Annotated in this window: 13 protein-coding genes; 8 read left to right on the forward strand and 5 right to left on the reverse strand. The window is 36.0% G+C overall.

Translation table 11 applies throughout. The annotated features are described in order from the left end of the window. Positions 1 to 357: 357 nt before the first annotated feature. From NTX65_15690 to NTX65_15700, 3 genes are all read right to left on the reverse strand, one after another. Positions 358 to 582, reverse strand: coding sequence for a FlxA-like family protein (locus NTX65_15690; GenBank protein MCX6170782.1), 225 nt, complete (start codon positions 580 to 582; stop codon positions 358 to 360). 105 nt (positions 583 to 687) lie between these two features. After that, a complete protein-coding gene (locus NTX65_15695; GenBank protein MCX6170783.1) occupies positions 688 to 2,436 on the reverse strand; it encodes an ATP-binding protein in 1,749 nt (582 codons plus the stop codon). A gap of 229 nt (positions 2,437 to 2,665) precedes the next feature. Continuing rightward, on the reverse strand, positions 2,666 to 3,322 hold the full coding sequence (locus tag NTX65_15700) for a hypothetical protein (GenBank protein MCX6170784.1): 657 nt from the start codon (positions 3,320 to 3,322) through the stop codon (positions 2,666 to 2,668). Between the two features lie 534 nt (positions 3,323 to 3,856). Here NTX65_15700 and typA point away from each other — a divergent pair. From typA to NTX65_15730, 6 genes are all read left to right on the forward strand, one after another. After that, positions 3,857 to 5,665: a translational GTPase TypA gene (typA, locus tag NTX65_15705; protein MCX6170785.1), complete on the forward strand. Its 1,809-nt coding sequence runs from the start codon at positions 3,857 to 3,859 to the stop codon at positions 5,663 to 5,665. 89 nt (positions 5,666 to 5,754) lie between these two features. After that, complete coding sequence (locus NTX65_15710; GenBank protein ID MCX6170786.1) at positions 5,755 to 5,955, forward strand: cold-shock protein; 201 nt, start codon at positions 5,755 to 5,757, stop codon at positions 5,953 to 5,955. Between the two features lie 232 nt (positions 5,956 to 6,187). After that, positions 6,188 to 6,904, forward strand: a complete 717-nt coding sequence (locus tag NTX65_15715) for a hypothetical protein (protein MCX6170787.1) — start codon at positions 6,188 to 6,190, stop codon at positions 6,902 to 6,904. 47 nt (positions 6,905 to 6,951) lie between these two features. Then, positions 6,952 to 7,701 (forward strand): hypothetical protein, encoded by a 750-nt coding sequence (locus tag NTX65_15720; GenBank protein ID MCX6170788.1) that lies wholly within the window; start codon positions 6,952 to 6,954, stop codon positions 7,699 to 7,701. A 110-nt stretch (positions 7,702 to 7,811) separates the two neighbouring features. Then, on the forward strand, positions 7,812 to 9,959 hold the full coding sequence (locus tag NTX65_15725; protein MCX6170789.1) for a S46 family peptidase: 2,148 nt from the start codon (positions 7,812 to 7,814) through the stop codon (positions 9,957 to 9,959). 148 nt (positions 9,960 to 10,107) lie between these two features. Next, entirely contained in the window at positions 10,108 to 11,685 is a 1,578-nt protein-coding gene (locus NTX65_15730; GenBank protein MCX6170790.1) for a GMC oxidoreductase, read from the forward strand. Between the two features lie 129 nt (positions 11,686 to 11,814). Here the strand turns inward: NTX65_15730 and NTX65_15735 are convergent, their stop codons facing one another. Both NTX65_15735 and NTX65_15740 read right to left on the reverse strand, forming a co-directional pair. Beyond that, entirely contained in the window at positions 11,815 to 14,052 is a 2,238-nt protein-coding gene (locus NTX65_15735) for a DUF5916 domain-containing protein (protein ID MCX6170791.1), read from the reverse strand. 181 nt (positions 14,053 to 14,233) lie between these two features. Continuing rightward, positions 14,234 to 16,120, reverse strand: coding sequence for an ATP-binding cassette domain-containing protein (locus NTX65_15740; protein ID MCX6170792.1), 1,887 nt, complete (start codon positions 16,118 to 16,120; stop codon positions 14,234 to 14,236). A 113-nt stretch (positions 16,121 to 16,233) separates the two neighbouring features. On the opposite strand from NTX65_15740, the gene NTX65_15745 reads away from it, so the two are divergent. After that, positions 16,234 to 17,478 (forward strand): MgtC/SapB family protein, encoded by a 1,245-nt coding sequence (locus NTX65_15745; protein MCX6170793.1) that lies wholly within the window; start codon positions 16,234 to 16,236, stop codon positions 17,476 to 17,478. Positions 17,479 to 17,571: 93 nt separating this feature from the next. Beyond that, entirely contained in the window at positions 17,572 to 18,807 is a 1,236-nt protein-coding gene (locus tag NTX65_15750) for an MFS transporter (GenBank protein MCX6170794.1), read from the forward strand. Positions 18,808 to 18,830 lie beyond the last annotated feature (23 nt).

Genomic DNA, 18,830 nt, shown 5'->3' on the forward strand with positions numbered 1-18,830 from the left:
CCTCAACTGATTTACAAATTGTTTAAAATTACTCTCAATATCAAGTAAATAGTTTTTCTACATTTTTGAAGTCATGGTTGTACAGATTTTGAGATAGTGGCATGAATATTTGTTATTACAGTATATGAACTCAGTATGCCTTTTCACTATAATTTCGGCATTACATGTTTCTAAGTTTGAGATGACAGAACGGTTTGTTATATCATTTATGAGCGAATTTAGCAGAGTATTTGCTTAACAAAAAAACTTGATCGGATAGATTTTAAGAACTCGACGATGATTTCTAATCGGGAAATGATTTAATTCCTTTCCATTTAATCAAAAATGAAAGCTGCTAATAACTAAACATTTTAACGGCTATAATATATTTTTTGTAAGACGCTGAAGTTGCCTTTCAAGCTGTTGAATTCTTTGCTGAAGCTCTTCTATTTTTTTCTGCTTTTCTGAACTGCTGTCCGTCTTATTTTGACTTTCAGCCAGCATCTGCTGCTTAAGGGCTTCTACTTGTTTCTTGAGTTGTTCAACATTAGTGCTTGAATAGTCAGTTGAAAAACCGATTGAAGAAATACTTGGTACTTGCATATTGTCCCCGTCTTATGGTGAATACTCACACAATATTATCGAAGAGTTTATTTTTTATTTTAATCGTGAAAAAGTCTAAGATTAATTTCCAGTTCTTAATGTTGTCTAATATTTCGGTACCGTAAATGAAAAGGTACTTCCTTTGCCTTCCTCGCTTTCTACCCAAATTTTACCACCATGTTTCTCAACAAATTCCTTACAAAGTATCAATCCCAAACCTGTTCCTTTTTCTAATGACTCCCCGATTTCACTATTCTTAACATCTATTCTAAATAGTTTGTTTAGATCACTGTTCGATATGCCGATACCTGTATCAGCTATCTTGACCAGTACCATTGTTCCGGAATCGGAAGCAGAAATTTTTACATTACCGTTTTGGTTTGTAAATTTTATAGCGTTCGAAATTAAATTCCGAATAATTGTATCGAGCATATTACTGTCGGCAAAGACTGTTGTAATTTCATCGATCTCTGATATTAGATCAATGTTTTTATTTTTTGCATGTGCGAGTAGAATACCTAAAGATTCATCTACAATCTTTTTAAGATTGATTTGTTCTGGTACAAAATTAATTCCGCCGGTCTGACACTGTGCCCAGTTAAGCAGGTTATCCAAAAGTCTATGAGCCGATTTTGCTGACTGAGATATTACTTCAACATATTTCTTTTTTTCTTCTTCAGTTAATTCAATAAAATCTTCTTTCAACATTTCAGCAAAGCTGCTGATTATTTGAAATGGGTTTTTTAGATCATGCCCTATTATAGAAAGCAACTTATCTTTAGCACTATTTGATTCTTTTAACTCTCTTTCAGATTCTTCTAAATGTTGACGATAATTTCTTAATTTATCTTCAGTAAGTTTACGTTCGGTGATATCACGTTCGACAAATAGAATGCTTTTAGGTTTGCCGTTGGAATCCAATAAAACCGTAGAATTCACATCTATGAAAAACCGGCTGTTATCTTTTTTTACTGCCAGGTATTCGGTAAGCTTATTTTCGGCTTGACCGTCAATTAGTTTGCGAATATTAGTTGATAATAATTGGTGAGAAGAAGAATCAATAAAATCTATTACAGGTTTTCCGAGGAATCCATTTATTTCCTCTTTTGAATATCCATTCATCTCTGCTAATCTATCCGACACAAATTGCATCTTCCCATCTAACGATATCATACCTATTCCATCAGGTGTAGCTGAAATTATTGCTTCCAATTTTTGATTGCTTTGCAGTAACGCTTCAACTGCCTGCAAATGTTCCGAATTCTTTTGTGCCAATTCTTCATTTGTCTTTTGCAGATTATCATTTGCGTTGGACAGTTGAATCGTCCGTTCAGCAACAAGTTCTTCTAGATGTTGATTCCTTTCCACTAATTCCTTCAGAGGATAGATTTCACCTTCTCGAACCAAGTAGTATGGAATTGAAATACTGCTGTGCGAAATTTTCCAGCCATTAGCTTCTTTGCGAAAAATCAATACAAGGCGTGCTGTCTCTCGTGACAGAATATGATCTTTGATTGGAAGATGGATTATGAAGAACCCGGTTGCAACCGCAATCGTTTCGGCTAAGGATTGAATTGCGACATCTTTCAGTTCAATGCGGATTGGATCTTTGACCTGATCGAAATCCTGTCTCGTGATCGCAACCCATTCATCCTTATCTTTTACTAGAAAGTCCCCACCGCCTGTAAAACCGGAAAAGTTTTCGCTGAAATAAGTAGTGAGCCGGTCATCACGAGAAGCATACATTTTCAAGTAGTCGTCAAAAAGTTGCCGAATTTTCTGCTCGTCACTCAGTAATATAGTATTGTCGTTTGATTCAAAAGGAGGTGTTAATTTCATATTCTTTGATTTCATGATTTCGATTTATTTTTCTTGTGATCCAAATACTATTGAACGTTGCGCATCATTTATTAGCTTATTTACAGACTTTCCCATTATCCAAGCCAATTGATAATCGAGAATTTTAGAAAAAAGTTTAATCGGTAATTCCGAAATGTTGGTCCGTTAAAAATTCACACAAAATCCTAATAGCTAGATGAATGTAATTTTTTGTACAAGTTTCCGTTTTCTAACACTCAAACTATCATCTCTTGGAAATCAATTTGGGCTTGTACAATCCTTTTGGGTCGGATCCAATAAAGCAAATTTCTAAAACATCCTTATCGGCTGGACTAAGTGATCTGATAGACTTTGGATCAAGTATTTTGTTATGCTTAATGGTGAAAAGATAATCACCTATAAATTCTAAGTCATTTTCAGTCGTCATCCAATTAGATTTATCGAATCTTGAGAGATTAACCGGATTAGAATAACTCCGAAGAGATTTATCTCCTAGTGTATTGATATAAAAATCGAAATAGCTCATTACTAATTCTCTTATTGAGCGGTAAACGGGTTCACGAAACCTGAGAGTTGTAGTATTTGATTTTGCTACTGCTCCATATAAGTTGTTCTCTTTGAAAATTGCAATGACGTGATCATCATCGTTAAAAGTCATAAAATCTACTATTAGCGGTTTATGACCAAGCATTCTCAAGACTGCGGCTGCAAATAGTGCTCCTTCAAAACAATTTGCCATGTTACGGTGCATTATCATGCGCGGGGAATAAGTAATATAATCCGGGTTATATTTTACGCTGTTCAGAAAAAGCTGAATTTGGAAAGGAGTTTTAAATTGTTTGAAAAATTTTAGTTCTTTCTCATTTAATAACTGAATATAAGGTTTGTGATTTTTTTTCAATTCCCAATTTCCTCTTATAATTTATATTTCTAAGTCTCTCTTCAAGGTCAAACTAAAAGTTTTGCTAACACAAATGCTTCTTCTGCCGTTAATTCAAATGGGAAAGCAGTTCCATCTGCCATTCCAATAAAAACATCTCGAACAAAATCCGATGAAGTAAAATGTTTTTCAACGTGCTTAGCGTCCGGTCTATTGCAATCCTCTTTTATTATTGATTTAAAACTAAGGAATTTTGTTAAAACAATTTTTATTGTTTATTAGAAATTAAGTCCGGTTCAGCTATCAATAGAAAATGAATGTACTTAAATTGGTTATAGAATAGAAATATTTGTAATTGCAGACGTTTTTGGTTTTTGTTCCTATTAACCTTAATTTAACGACCAAGATTTAAGAAGCTATGTAAATGAGGTGCCCTGAGGTTATTTTTTGTTTTCCATTCTCTGCAAAAGCTTGCCAAATTTGAAAGCATTATTATTTCTAATTTCAAAATAATCTTGATGATTTCTGCAGTAATTTATTAATAATGGAGTATTTGTGGCTGATATAAGAAATATTGCCATCATCGCGCATGTCGATCATGGTAAAACAACATTAGTAGATCAAATTTTAAAACAATGCAGTGTATTTAGAAAGAATCAAGTAGTTCGTGAAAGATTTTTGGATTCTAACGATCTGGAAAGAGAGCGCGGAATTACAATCCTTGCCAAAAATATTAGCATACCTTATAAGAATTTTAAAATTAATCTGATTGACACTCCCGGACACGCTGATTTTGGCGGTGAAGTTGAGCGAGTTTTAAAAATGGCGGATGGTGTTCTGCTTTTAGTTGATGCATTTGAAGGTCCGATGCCTCAAACACGGTTTGTTTTAGAGAAAGCATTGGCGCTTCATCTTAAACCGATTGTTGTAATTAATAAAATTGACCGCCCTGATAACCGTCCTGTTGAAGTACTTGATGAAATTTATGATCTGTTCATTGACCTTGATGCTCATGAAGATCAACTTGATTTTCCGGTGATCTACGCAAGCGGACGCGAAGGATGGGCAATAAAAAATTTGGAAGACAACAGAGAGAATATTACTCCTCTTCTTGAATCGATAATTAATGATCTTCCCGCCCCGCCGGTTCTTGAAGGTACAACTCAAATTCAAGTTACTTCTCTTGATTACAGCGATTATGTAGGAAGAATTGGAATCGGTAGAGTATTCCGCGGAACATTGCAAAGAACTGAAAAATTATCAATCATAAAAAGAGATGGTTCAATACAAGAAACGGTACCCAAACAAATCTTCGTATTCGACGGTCTTGCTAGAGTTGAAGTTGACGAAGTTCAATGCGGAGATATTTGTGCTATTGTTGGAATTGACGGAATAGATATCGGTGATACTATTTGCGACTCTACGAATCCTGAACCGCTTGAAATTATTTCAATTGATGAACCGACCATAAGCATGACTTTCACAGTTAATAATTCTCCGTTTTACGGCAGAGAAGGAAAATATGTAACATCCCGCCAGTTGAGAGAAAGGCTTTATAAAGAATTAGAACACAATGTTGCTCTAAAAGTTAACGATACAGCTTCACCTGATTCTTACAAAGTATCGGGCAGAGGGATTTTGCATCTCTCGATTTTAATCGAGAACATGAGAAGAGAAGGATATGAATTACAAATCCGTGAACCGAAAGTAATTTATAAAGAAATTAATCACAAAAAAGCTGAACCAATTGAAATTCTTGTTGTAGATGTACCTACTGAATCCGCGGGCAAAGTAATTGAACTTGTTGGACAGCGCCGCGGTGAAATGATTAAGATGGAAAATAAAGGCAACCTGCAAAAATTAGAGTTTCATATTCCTACTCGCGGAATAGTTGGACTTCGTACAAAAGTTCTTACCGCCACTTCCGGGGAAGGTATTATGCATCATAGATTTTTTCAGTATGAATATTTTAAAGGTGCAATTAACAAAGTTTCGAACGGCGTTATGATCTCTATGGATGAAGGACCATCAACCGCTTACTCAATTGATGCCCTTCAGGATAGAGGTAAATTTTTTATTGATCCGGGCGACATAGTTTATAAAGGTCAAATAATTGGCGAACATACAAAAGAAAATGATATCGAAGTGAACATACAGAAAGGTAAAAAATTATCTAACATGCGTGCTTCCGGTTCCGATAAAGCTGTTAAGATTACTCCGGCAATAAAATTTTCTCTCGAAGAAGCATTGGAATATATTCAGGACGATGAACTCGTTGAGGTCACTCCGAAGTCAATTAGGCTGCGGAAATTGCATCTGGATACCAATGATAGAAAGAGATATAATTTGGGAAAAACAGTTTGATTTCTCGTTAGAGTAATTTAACTTATGTACAAGAAATTCTTACTTCAGTTGGTAAGAATAAATTAACATCAAAAGGAGAGCAGTACAGTATGGAAAAAGGAACAGTAAAATGGTTCAACGACAAAAAAGGTTTTGGTTTCATTACACCTGAATCTGGACCAGACGTTTTTGTTCATCACTCAGCAATTCAATCGGAAGGTTTCAAAACTTTAGCCGAAGGTGACAAGGTTGAATTTGAAATCGTTAACGGCGCAAAAGGACCTGGAGCGGCAAACGTAAAGAAAATATAATATTGTGTTAACACTTTAGCTTTTTTGCAGCGAAAGGCAGACAAATTTATGTCTGCCTTTTTTATTTTAAAATGTATTGACAACAAAAGATGATAAAGGTATGTTTTCGGTAGGCATAACGGTCTAGATTATTTTTGAAAAAATTACTTATCCCAGAGATATTTCCAAAATATATTGCGGGTATAAATTGATAGTTGATTTATCATTGCAAAAATAATTTCGGAGGGAATATATGTTTGCTAATAGAAAAGACCTATTTTTTCTTCTGATTATTCCAATTTTTATTTCGTGCGCATCTAAAAATTATATTATTAATCCTGAATACCGCGATAAAAAAATCAGCAACGCCAATCTTATTATTCCTACAATTAAAGATGTTAATTTTTCCCAGTTTTCAAATATTTTTAGTGAAGATGAAGTAAAAAGAATTAAGCATGATTTTTCATTACTTCTGAGTGAGAATTTGAGAAATGAATTGAAATCAAGATCAACGTTCTCTGATATAAAATACGCCTCATTCAAATCCAAACCTGAATTTGGATCAAAAGTATTCGATTTGAATGAGAAAGAAAAAATCTCTTTCAGTCTTCCTAAAAACCGTATCGAATCAGATATTGCAGAAAATGTTTTTCTTCTCTTTCTCGAAGATGTAACTTTATCTCTCATAAATGAAGAGAAGGACACATCCGATCCGGCAAAACATTATTCCGTTACTTCTACCCCGGGTAATGACCCGCTTCTTAATCCGGCCAAATTTTATAATCAATCATTGCATCTGGATTTGAAGTATTGTCTTTATGATAACAACAATGGTAAGACGGTTCTTTTCGGCAGGTTTTCTGAGAAACAAAAGTTTACGGAAATCAGCGTGGCAGAAAATATTATTAAAAAAGGGATAGAAAAGTTCGCGAAAAAAGTTTTTGAGAATACTCCATTCGAGAAAGACTGAATTTGAAGAAAGGTTTGTTATTAAACTGCAAGGATATCTAATTCATTATGAAAAAATATGATGGCAAATCTCCGGAAGAAGTAATGAAGTTAGTTACTGTTGAAATTATTAAAAGAGCAATTTCACTCGGTAATAAGAAACACAGATCAGTATTCATAAGCAAGACATCCGGCGGGAAAGGGACGGATGTTAATACTCTCAATCCAAGCACAATCGAAGGAAGAGAAAATCTAGAAAAATATCTAACACCTGTGCGAAGATTTTATACATTTAGCGGTTTGGGTTCACCGGAAGAAAGAGGTTCGATTAGTTGGAGAGTACTCAATCTTCCTTTTTTTCGAAGGATGCTTTTAGTATTTCAAGTTGCAGTTTCAATTTTCTTAAAAGGAAGTCCCGCCAAAAATAAATTATATCGATGGATGGGTGCGCACATCGGTAAAGGAGCCGAAATAATGCAAATGGTTTGGCTCGATCATTTCCGTCCTGAACTTATTTTTATTGGCGAGAATACTTTACTTGGTGCGTTCACGCAACTTACAGTTCATGCATACGAAGGATCCGGAAAATTCCGTTACGGATTAATCGAAATCGGCAACAACTGTGTAATTGGAGCCGGCACGGGTATGGGACCGATTCAAATTGAGGACAATGTTAGAACCTTACCGGGTACAACATTGTCGCCTTATTTTTCAAAAATAAAATCCGGATCAATCATCGGATGGGATCCACCGAATGTTAAAGAGATAAAAGTAGAGAACTTGAAGAATCAAGATTCATCAATAAATGACTCGCTATAATTCTTTTTAAGTAAAGAGTTTCATTAAAAACCAACCTTTCATTTGACAAATACGTCTAAACTTCGCCGGAGTTTTTTCACTAAAACATCTTATAAAATAGGGAGCCATCTATGAAAAAAATTTTAATGATCATTCTTCTTTCCCTCCTATTTATTGTTAATTCATTTGCTCAGGAAGGAATGTGGTTACTCAATCAACTCGATAAACTTAATCTGAAAGAAAAAGGTTTGAAAATCGAGGTGAGCGATATTTATAGCAAAGATAAACCCTCACTCTATAACGCGATAGTACAATTAGGAGGCGGTACTGCATCCTTTGTATCATCTGAAGGATTACTTGTAACAAATCATCATGTTGCTTTTACCGCTATCCAGCGTTCATCCAATGTGAATAGCGATTATTTAACTAATGGATTTCTGGCTAAAAATTATTCCGAAGAGATTAAAGCACCGGGTTATGTAGCCCAATTGCTTACTGAAATGAGAGAAGTTACTTCAGAAATTTTGGGAGTAACAAAAAATATTACCGAGCCAATCGAAAAAGATAAAGCAATAAATAAAAAAATTGCTGCTCTAACAGAATCAGTCCGAAATGGTAGAGATGATATAAACGCTGTTATATCGGAAATGTACAACGGCAAACAGTATTTTCTTTTTGTATATAAATTATTTAAAGATATTAGAATTGTGTACGCACCGCCGGAATCAATTGGCAATTATGGTGGTGAAATAGATAATTGGATGTGGCCGCGTCATACAGGAGATTTTTCATTCATGCGTGTTTATGTTGCACCAGACGGATCGGGAAAAGAATATGCCTCAGAAAACGTTCCCTACAAACCAAAAATTTGGCTCAAAGTTGCAAAAGAAAATTTGAAAGATGGGGATTTTACATTCGTTATTGGCTTCCCGGGATTTACCACACGCTACAGATCATCCACGTCCGTTGACTATAACCAAAATTTCAACTACCCGTTTACGATTAAAAATTTTAAAGAAATAATTGAATTATTGGATAGCGTCACTAAAAACGATCATGCGGGTGAACTTAAAGTTGCGAGTCTTAAAAAAGGATTGGCAAATACTATGAAAAATTTTGAAGGAAAAGTCAGCGGTATGAAGAAAACAAATTTCCTTCAGAAGAAAATCGATTTTGAGAAAGAATTCATGACCTGGGTAAATAGTAACCCAGCTCGTAAAGTGAAGTATGGAGATATACTTATTAGAGAGAAAGAACAATACAAACTTATCTCCGGCACAAGAGAAAGAGATAATGTACTAGGCGTTCTAACAGGACTTGCCGGAACCCAGTTGAGAGTTGCTTCATTAATTTATAACACTGTTAAGGAGATGGAATTACCGGAAAATGAAAGACAACCGGGATTCACAGACAAACTTGTAGAACGAATTATTGATGGATTACAATATACTTATTCAAATTATTATGAACCTGCCGATAAAGCGTTAACAGTACGCGGCTTAAAAATGGCAAATGATCTTAAACAAGATCAACGAATTCAACCAATGGAATTTATCTTCAGCGATAAATCAAAACCTATCGAGCAATTTGTTGAAGAGGCGTTCAACTCATCCAAGTTGAACGATCTTGAATATGCGAAGACACTTTTTAAAAAATCCACAAAAGAACTTGAAGCAATCAATGATCCATTTATTAAGATTGCATCAAATATTGATCCTTTGCTGAGGAAAATTCAGGCAACAAATCAGCTCTTTGGCGCTAATGTTACCGAATTAAGAAAAATTTATTTAGATGCTCTGTATGATTGGAAAGGGACGGGAATGTATCCCGATGCAAACGGAACAATGAGGTTTACTAGTGGAAATGTCAGAGGATATAGGCCTGCCGATGCTGTATGGTATTTTCCATTTACGACTTTAACAGGTGTTATTGAGAAAAATACAAATGAAGAACCATTCAATGTACCTCAGAAATTAATTGATATCAGAAACAATAAAGATTTTGGTAGATGGATTAATCCGGACTTGAAAGATGTTCCGGTAGCGTTTACCCATCAAGTTGATATAACCGGTGGAAATAGCGGCAGTCCTGTTCTAAATGCGAAAGGAGAAATTGCAGGGATAGTTTTCGATGGGAACTACGAAGCCATGATTAGCGATTGGCAATATGATTTTGATTTGCAGCGCTGCATTTCTGTTGATATACATTATGTTTTATTTATTACAGAAAAATTTGGCAATGCCGGATTCATTCTTGATGAAATGGGAGTGAGCAGATAATATTTTGATTTCAATTAAAGGCAGACATTATGTGTCTGCCTTTTTTTTATACTATTGACAAGCTAACAAACTAAAGTTATGTTGCTCACAATTAAAGTTGTCAAAGAAAAATGATAATTGTTTATTCAGCCATTAAAGAATTAAGCAGATGAAAGAGGAAAAGCAGTCGTTTGATTTTGATTATATAATAATCGGTTCCGGTTTTGGCGGTTCTGTTTCGGCACTCCGGTTATCAGAAAAGGGTTACAAAGTTCTTGTAATAGAAAAAGGAAAATGGTTTCGTGCAGAAGATTTTCCAAAATCCAACTGGAATGTGAAAAAATGGATTTGGCTTCCGACTTTCAAATTTTTTGGATTGTTTAAGATAACACTTTTCAAAAATGTTACTGTTCTTTCAGGTGTCGGTGTTGGCGGCGGATCACTTGTTTATGCAAATACATTACCGGTTCCAAAATCTGATTTTTTTACAGCCGAAAGCTGGGCACATTTAGCAGATTGGAAAAATGAATTAAAAGATTTTTATCCAGTCGCATTGAAGATGCTCGGTGCATCTCAAAATCCACGTTTGGAAAAAGGCGATCTCGCACTTAAAGAACTTGCAAAAAAAATTGGCAAGCTGGATGAGTTTGAAGCTACAGAAGTAGCGGTATTTTTCGGTGAACCTAATAAAATTGTACCAGACCCATACTTTGAAGGGAAAGGGCCGGACAGATCCGGCTGTACTTTTTGCGGCGGCTGTATGGTCGGCTGCCGTTTCAATGCAAAGAACACTCTCGATAAGAATTATCTATACTTCGCTCAAAAGAATGGAGTAAAAATTAAAGCTGAGTCGGAAGTGTATGATGTTCTCCCGCTCGATTCCAAAAACGGATCGACCGGCTACAAGGTAATGTGGAAGAGATCAACATCATTCATAAAAACAAAAGGCGAATTTACATCACGCGGAATTATTTTTGCCGGGGGTGTACTGGGTACGATAAAACTTTTGTTAAAATTGAAACGTACTTCCCTACCAAATATTTCAGATAAACTTGGCTCGGGTATTAGAACTAATTCCGAAAGCCTAATTGGCGTCACGACTTTTGACAAGGATGCCGCATTTTCAGACGGTGTGGCGATCGGTTCGATTCTTCATACAGATCAGTATAGTCATCTGGAACCGGTTCGTTATCCGGCAGGCTCCGGATTCTGGAGAATTCTTATGTCTCCGCTCGCTCATGGTAAAAATATTTTTATTCGGCTGGTAAAAGTAATCTTCGATATAATTTCCCATCCGGTAAAGAATTTTAGAATTTATTTTGTAAGTGATTGGGCAAAGAAAACACAAATCCTTTTATTTATGAGAACTATTGATTCAACACTTCATTTTAGAAAAGGAATTTTCGGAATGAAATCCTATATCGAAAAAGGACAAGGACCAACAGCATTCATTCCCGAAGCAAAAACATTATCTGATCAGTACGCACAAATTGTAAACGGGAAGACCACAGTGCTTTTATCTGAAACAGCATTAGGAATTCCAACAACGGCACATATTCTAGGCGGTGCTGTAATGGGAAAAAATAATTCCGAAGGAGTAATTGATAAAGACAATAATGTTTTTGGTTATGAAAACATGCTCATTTGTGACGGCTCGATGATAAGCGCTAATCCGGGCGTGAATCCTTCTCTTACAATTACAGCTTTATCAGAAAGAGCAATGAGTAAAATCAAAAAAAACAATTAATAATTATGGATCAGACTTCTTTCTGAACCGGGTTTATTTTTTGTTGGCGCTTCAATTTGTATCTCGCAAAAAAACGTCTGCATTTTACAATGAGTTTTTTTTACTCTCATCACTAAGTTATAAATCGATTTATATTCCGAATAGGTATTGTATTTTAACAAAGTATTGCTGATCCACATTTTTAATTCCGTAAGTACCTTCGTAATTCAGATAATCGCTTGTGGCGCCGGCATAAAATGTTGTGAACGCACTCAATTTATAACTGAATAACGGATAGACTTGATATGCTTTGGCAAAAGAATCGTACTGCAAAATTGTACGGAAGAAAAATTCCGGATTAAATTGATAAACTAGGACCGCGCGGTAAATATTTCCATCATAAAAAAGTTCTTTGGTCGCTTCGCTTGAAAGTCTGGCACGCGCATAATCAAAAGAAAGATTTAATTGTGAAGTTGGTTTAAGAGTAAGCGAGACATCAAGGTTATGTCCGACTCCCATCTCTGGAGAATCTGAACGGTATATAAATTTTCCGAACGAACTACTTATTGAAAGTGCTATTTCGTTGATTGGACGCGAATTGATATTAACATTAAAACGATGTATTCCGTAAAACCATATCCCGTGGAAATTTTCATCGTTCACTAATAAATAACTTGCATTTAGATTGGTCTGCCCTTTTAATGTTAAAGAAGAATACGTTTGAATAAACTGTTCTTTTTTTACTCCATAAAAATCGGAACGCATCTCGGAATTAAAGCCGAGAGATCCAAAATCTATGAATGAACCGGTAGGATAAAAATCATATTCGTGACCCATATAAACTTGCCTGTAACCATTCTGGTCAAACAAACCGTTGTATGTTTGATATGTAGGAGAAAAGTTGTTAAACGTCAGATTGAAATTATAATTTCTTGACGAATGCGAAAGATTCAGGTGAATACCGTTTCCCGAATACTCTTCTCCGTTGAATGCGGCATTAAAAGATGTACGGCCGAATTGCCGTGTGGAATTGAGAGCATCCAGATCATTCAATTCTTTTGTTTGAGATAAAAAGCCTTCACCCGAGAAGTACCAGTTTTCCCAAAATTTATAATTCCAGTCAATACCAAGGACATAATTGTGTCCTCCGGATAAATCTCTAGTCATCATCTGCGTTCCGATATATGATTCATTGCCAATGTCATAACGGAGTCTGCCGATGTTTGCCAATGATTTTAAATGTGTACCGACAGTATTGCTTCTCTCTTCACCTGGAATTACAAAAACAGTATTTCTATCGTATGCAGTCATAAAGATATAAGAGAGCGAACCGCTCTTTCCATTTATACGTGCAGCAGCAAGCGGATCATTAATAGATCTTGAGTAATACATAGAGTTCATTAATAGTTCTCTGCCAATCAAAAAGAATGGGCGCTTCTCAGGATACGAAAGTGCAAACGTAGTATTCACACTTATCTGGGCGGCATCAGATTCAATTTGACTAAAATCCGGATTAAGTACAGCATCGAGAGAAAAATCCGGACTAGGAGAATATTTTATACCACCGCCAATGCGGCTTTGAAACGAATCAAATTTAATTCCTGCATTCGGATTATCCGGATCGGATAACTTTCCTAATTCCTGACCCATCGCATAAGGTAGAAGTTCAATTGAACTACCTTGATGAATATTTTTAAGACCATCTAAATAACCGGCTTGAGACATTATTCCGGGAATGTTTCTATCAAATGGAACCCATGAAAGTTGTGTACGGCTTGCTCTTGGAATGGTGCGTAGAACATTAATACGCCAATTTTGTACATCGGTATTCGGAAAGCTTAGACTTGAGAAAGGGATTGCCATTTCTGCGGTCCAGCCTTTGCCATTTCGAGATGCTTTGGCAAACCAGATCCAATCAAGACTTGAATCCTCATTATTTAGGATGGCGCCAAGATCACCTTGTATACCATACGGGTTCACAACAAATTCATATGATTTCTGATAATCGCCGTATGTATCAATACCAACAAAAACCCAATCATCTTGATACATTTTATCCCTTTCGGAAATATTTGCTCTTATTTGTTCCGGATTAGTATCGAAGCATTGAAAACCGAAATAAATATATTTGTCATCATAGAGTGCTCTTACAATTGTCTTTTGTGGGGCTGGAGTGTTATCTCCTGGTGTTACTTCGTAATTTATTTCTATCGGTTTAGCATTAAGCCAAACCGGATTATCAAGTTTTCCATCAATTTCAAATGCTTTATCTAAACGGAAAGCCTCCATAACTGGCTTAGAAACATTAGTCTCGGCTTGACCAAACGCAGAAGAAAACATGAATATTAAATGTAGAAAGAGAATTTTAGAAATAAATTTTTCACCCATAGAAATACTCCGATTAGAGGTTATAGCCGTAAATGATTTACACATATGACGCACAACCCGGCAAAAAGGTTGGCTTGTAATCTTATTTTTCGAAAGAAAAAAGTTTGAATAATGATGTAAATATTTTGGGATTTACCTATGATAGACTGCAGTCAATACATTTCCACTAAATAGATAGATATTATGAAAGAAGATTTTTTAGGTTTTCAAGTTCTTCCCATCTCACAAACAACCGTTTTACATTCGCTTTAGCTTTTTCAAGCTGCTCTGAGAGTTCGCTTGTTTGTGTTGCATACTTTTGATAAAAATCGGGTGAAGAAAATATTTTTTCAATTCTTTCCACTTCTGTTTCAGCTTTCAGAATATCATCTTCAATTGTTTCTAACTCTTTAGCTTCTTTCCATGTTAACTTTTTTATCTTCGGCTTAATACGAACAACTTCTTTTTTCTCCTTTGTTACCGTTTCAACATCATTTTTAAACCGTGCCTTCCTCTTTTCGATATAATAATCATAATTGCCTTCACTGAAATAAATTTCTCCATTATCTTCGAACGCAAGGATACCGTTACAAACACGGTTTAGAAAATACCTATCATGGCTTACTACAACAACACAACCGTCAAAAGCAATTAGCGCTTCTTCAAGAACACGTAATGTCGGAAGGTCAAGATCATTGGTAGGTTCATCGAGGAGTAAAAAATTTCCTCCATTCTTCAAAATTCTTGCAAGAGTCAATCTACTTTTCTCACCGCCGGATAATCTTCCTACCAGAGTGTTAATCCTATCGTCTTCAAACAGAAAGCGGCGTAAATATGTCCATACACTAATCTCGCTTTTACCAAACTTAATTGACTCACTCCCTTCTCCTATTGCTTGAATGACTGAATCCTCATCATTTAGTAGAAGGCGAGCTTGATCGATATAGTTGAACTCGGTTTTTTCACCGAAATCAATTTTCCCCGATGTAGGAGAGAGTTTTCCTAAAATGATTTTGAGAAGTGTAGTTTTGCCAACTCCGTTCTTACCAACAATTCCAAGTTTTCTTCCGGGCTCAAAATTGAAACTGAGTCCTTCAAAAAGATTTTTATCACCGATCTTAATACCGATATTTTTCAATTCTGCGACTTTATTTCCTAATTTTTCTGCCGGAGGAATTATCATTTCAACATCTAACTCAACTTCGGTATTCTGCTGGGAAGCAACTTCATAATATGTATCGAGACGGCTCTTGGCTTTTGTTCTCCGTGCCCTCGGTCCGCGTCGAACCCAATCAAGTTCCCGGCGTAAAAAATTCTGGCGCTTTCGCTCTTCAATTTCTTTTACTGTTTGTCTTTCAGATTTATTGATCAAGTAATCGGTATAATTTCCTTGATGCGAGAAAAAGACACCTAAAGATAACTCAACAATTCTGTTAGCAATTCGGTCTAAGAAGTAACGATCGTGAGTTACGAATATGCATGTACCTTTATAATCAGCGAGAAAATTTTCGATCCATTCAATCGAATCTGTATCAAGATGATTTGTTGGTTCATCCAGAATCAGCAGATCGGGCTGCGATATTAAAGCTCGGCATAATGCAACTCTCCTCTTCTCACCGCCGGATAAAGTGGCTACATCTCTTTGAGGTTCGGGTGCATGTAATGATTTTATAAGTAGATCAATTTTCCGTTCGAGATTCCATCCGTCAATTTGTAAAATCTTTTCTTCAATAATATGCCGCTTAGGAGAATCATGATCAAGATTTTCATATTCTTCAATCAACTGAATAATACACTTGGCGCCGTCCAAAATATTTTCTTGTACGGTTCTAGTTTCATCAAGAGTAAATTCTTGTGACAGAAAACCAATAACTAGATCTTTCTTTTTGGCAACTTCGCCGGAATCAGATTGAATTACACCGGAAATAACTTTAAGGAATGTGGATTTGCCCGCTCCGTTTCTTCCCACAAGACCAATGCGGTCGCCTTCATGAACACTTAGTGATGCTTTATCAAGAATGATCTGTTCACCGTAGTGAACCTCTAGTTCCTTTGCAGTTAGTATTACCGGACTTATATTATTTTCCACTAAAACTTTTTTATATGTGATTGGGGCTGCAAATATAAGAAATATAGAATTGTGGTCATTAATTGAAAGTGTTGGCAAATTCTGTTAGTTTGAATCAAAAAATTCCGGTCATTATGAATTCAATCGAATGGACATTTCAACTAAGATTTATTGTTGCTCTTGCTTTGGGTTTACTAATCGGCTTAGAACGGGAAAGCAACAAAAGTAAGCACAAGGTTTTAATCCTTGGCGGTATTAGAACATTTCCAATAATAAGCATGCTTGGATTTGGCTGCGCATGGCTCTTTCAGTTGGGCGTTACTGCTATGCTTCCACTCGGGTTGTTAAGCATTTGCGCTCTGGCATCTATCTCATATTTTTCAAAAATACAAGCCGATCATTGGGGAGTAACAAGCGAGGTATCGGCTCTTCTAACATTCGTTATAGGCGCGTTAGCTTTGCTGGTTGATATTTGGGCTGCAATGGCATTAGGCATTATTAACACTATGCTTCTTTCGGAAAAAGCGGGATTAGAAAACGTAGTTGAAAAACTTGACAAGTCGGAATTTACTGCCGTTTTGAAATTCCTTCTGGTTACTCTAATAATTCTTCCAGTACTTCCAAATAAAGATTTTACTCAATTCGAACTCAACCCTTCTAAAATCTGGCAGATCGTAATACTTGTGTCATCAATTGGATTTGTTGGTTATCTTCTTTCAAAATTTTTGGGATTGAAAGTTGGATTCTGGCTCTCAGGTTTGGTTGGAGGACTTGTTTCAAGCACCGCGGTTTCAATCGCTTACGGTAGAGTTGCACAAAATAGTCCGCAGAAAGGACCAAATGCTCTTCAAGCTACTGTTGTTGCAAGCAGTGTAATGTATCTTCGCATCCTTGTATTGGTCTTTATAATTAATCCGCTTGTAGTTTATTCTCTTTGGTGGAAACTGGTGCTCTTAAGCATAATTGGGTTTGGTCTTTCATTGATAAAAACAAATTTCGCCAAAACAGTGAAGTCATCAGAAAAAGATTTTCAGCAATTACAAAATCCATTTGAGCTTAAACCGGCGATGGTTTTCGCAATTTTATTTGTTGCGCTTACCATCATTACAAAATTGGCAAAGCAGTATATCGGTTCTCAAGGATTGCTCTCACTTTCCGCAATTGTCGGTCTATCCGATATTGATCCGTTCATTCTTTCTTTGATTCAAGGCGCACAACTTGATATTCCTCTGATCACTTCAGCGATAATAATTGCATCAATGAGTAATACAATTATCAAAGGAATTTATTTCGGTTATTTTGTTCCATCTTTAAGATTAAGAACAGCCGAACGATTCGGCATTCTTGCACTTGCTCATATCCCTTTATTATTTCTTTGACTAAAAAGTGATCACGGAGAATTTTTAGTTTCTAATCAAAAAAAGAAATGATAGTTTTGCCATTAATTTTTCTAAATCAATAATAAGATTTGAATGCAGCAGCCGAAGGATAATCTTTTCAAACATATATTTAACACAACTGTTCTGGTCGCCTCACTCGGGTATTTTGTTGATATCTACGATCTGATCCTTTTTGGAATTGTACGCGTGCCAAGTTTAACTTATCTTGGAATTAAGGGCGATCAATTGATAAAGGTTGGAGTTTTACTTTTAAATATGCAGATGGGCGGAATGCTAATAGGGGGAATAATTTTTGGAATCTGGGGCGATAAAAAAGGAAGGCTCTCGGTTTTGTTCGGATCAATTTTCATTTATTCAATTGCAAATCTACTAAATGCATTTGTTTCATCCGTAGAAGTGTATGCAATTCTAAGGTTTGTTGCCGGAGTTGGTCTTGCGGGTGAACTTGGCGCCGCTGTAACATTGGTCAGCGAAGTAATGACAAAAGAAACACGCGGATATGGAACAGCGATTGTTGCAACTATCGGTGTAAGCGGTGCGATATTCGCCGCGATTATTGGCGAAATATTTAGCTGGCAGACTGCATTTATAATTGGCGGTGTCCTTGGATTAATACTTCTCTTAACACGTATAAAAATGTTCGAGTCGGGAATGTATAAATCGCTCGAATCGTCAAATGTGCGCAAAGGAGATTTTCTAAAATTATTTACTTCTAGAGACCGTTTCTTCCGTTATCTCTATTGTATACTAATCGGCTTGCCAATTTGGTTTGTGGTAGGAATTCTGGTTACCTTCTCGCCGGAATTCGGAAAAGTTTTAGGCGTAACAGAACCATTCAAAGCCGGAAATTCTATTTTATTTACTTATTCCGGATTGATCTTCGGTGATTTTGCAAGCGGATTTTTAAGTCAAATAATCAAGAGCAGAAAAAAGGTTGTGATGATCTTCATCTCTCTAACATTTTTATTTGTTCTGGTTTATCTGTTCACAAGCGGCTTGACATCAACGATGTTTTATGGTTTGTGTGTTTTGCTTGGATTCTCGATCGGCTACTGGGCAGTGTTTGTTACAACTGCTTCCGAACAATTTGGAACTAATTTAAGATCGACTGTTACAACAACTGTCCCAAATTTTATTCGAGGTTCTGTTGTTCCGATTACACTCGTATTTTCCTACCTCAGAGTTTCGATGGGAATGATCCACGCTGCATTAGTTGTAGGAATTATTTCGGTTCTGATAGCATTTTTTGCAGCTTATAAATTGGAAGAGACTTACGGAAAAGATTTGAATTACCTTGAACAAATTTGATTAACCTTTTCTAAAATAATTTA

The sequence above is a fragment of the Ignavibacteriales bacterium genome (assembly GCA_026390795.1).
In the GTDB taxonomy this organism is placed as follows: domain Bacteria; phylum Bacteroidota; class Ignavibacteria; order Ignavibacteriales; family Melioribacteraceae; genus Fen-1258.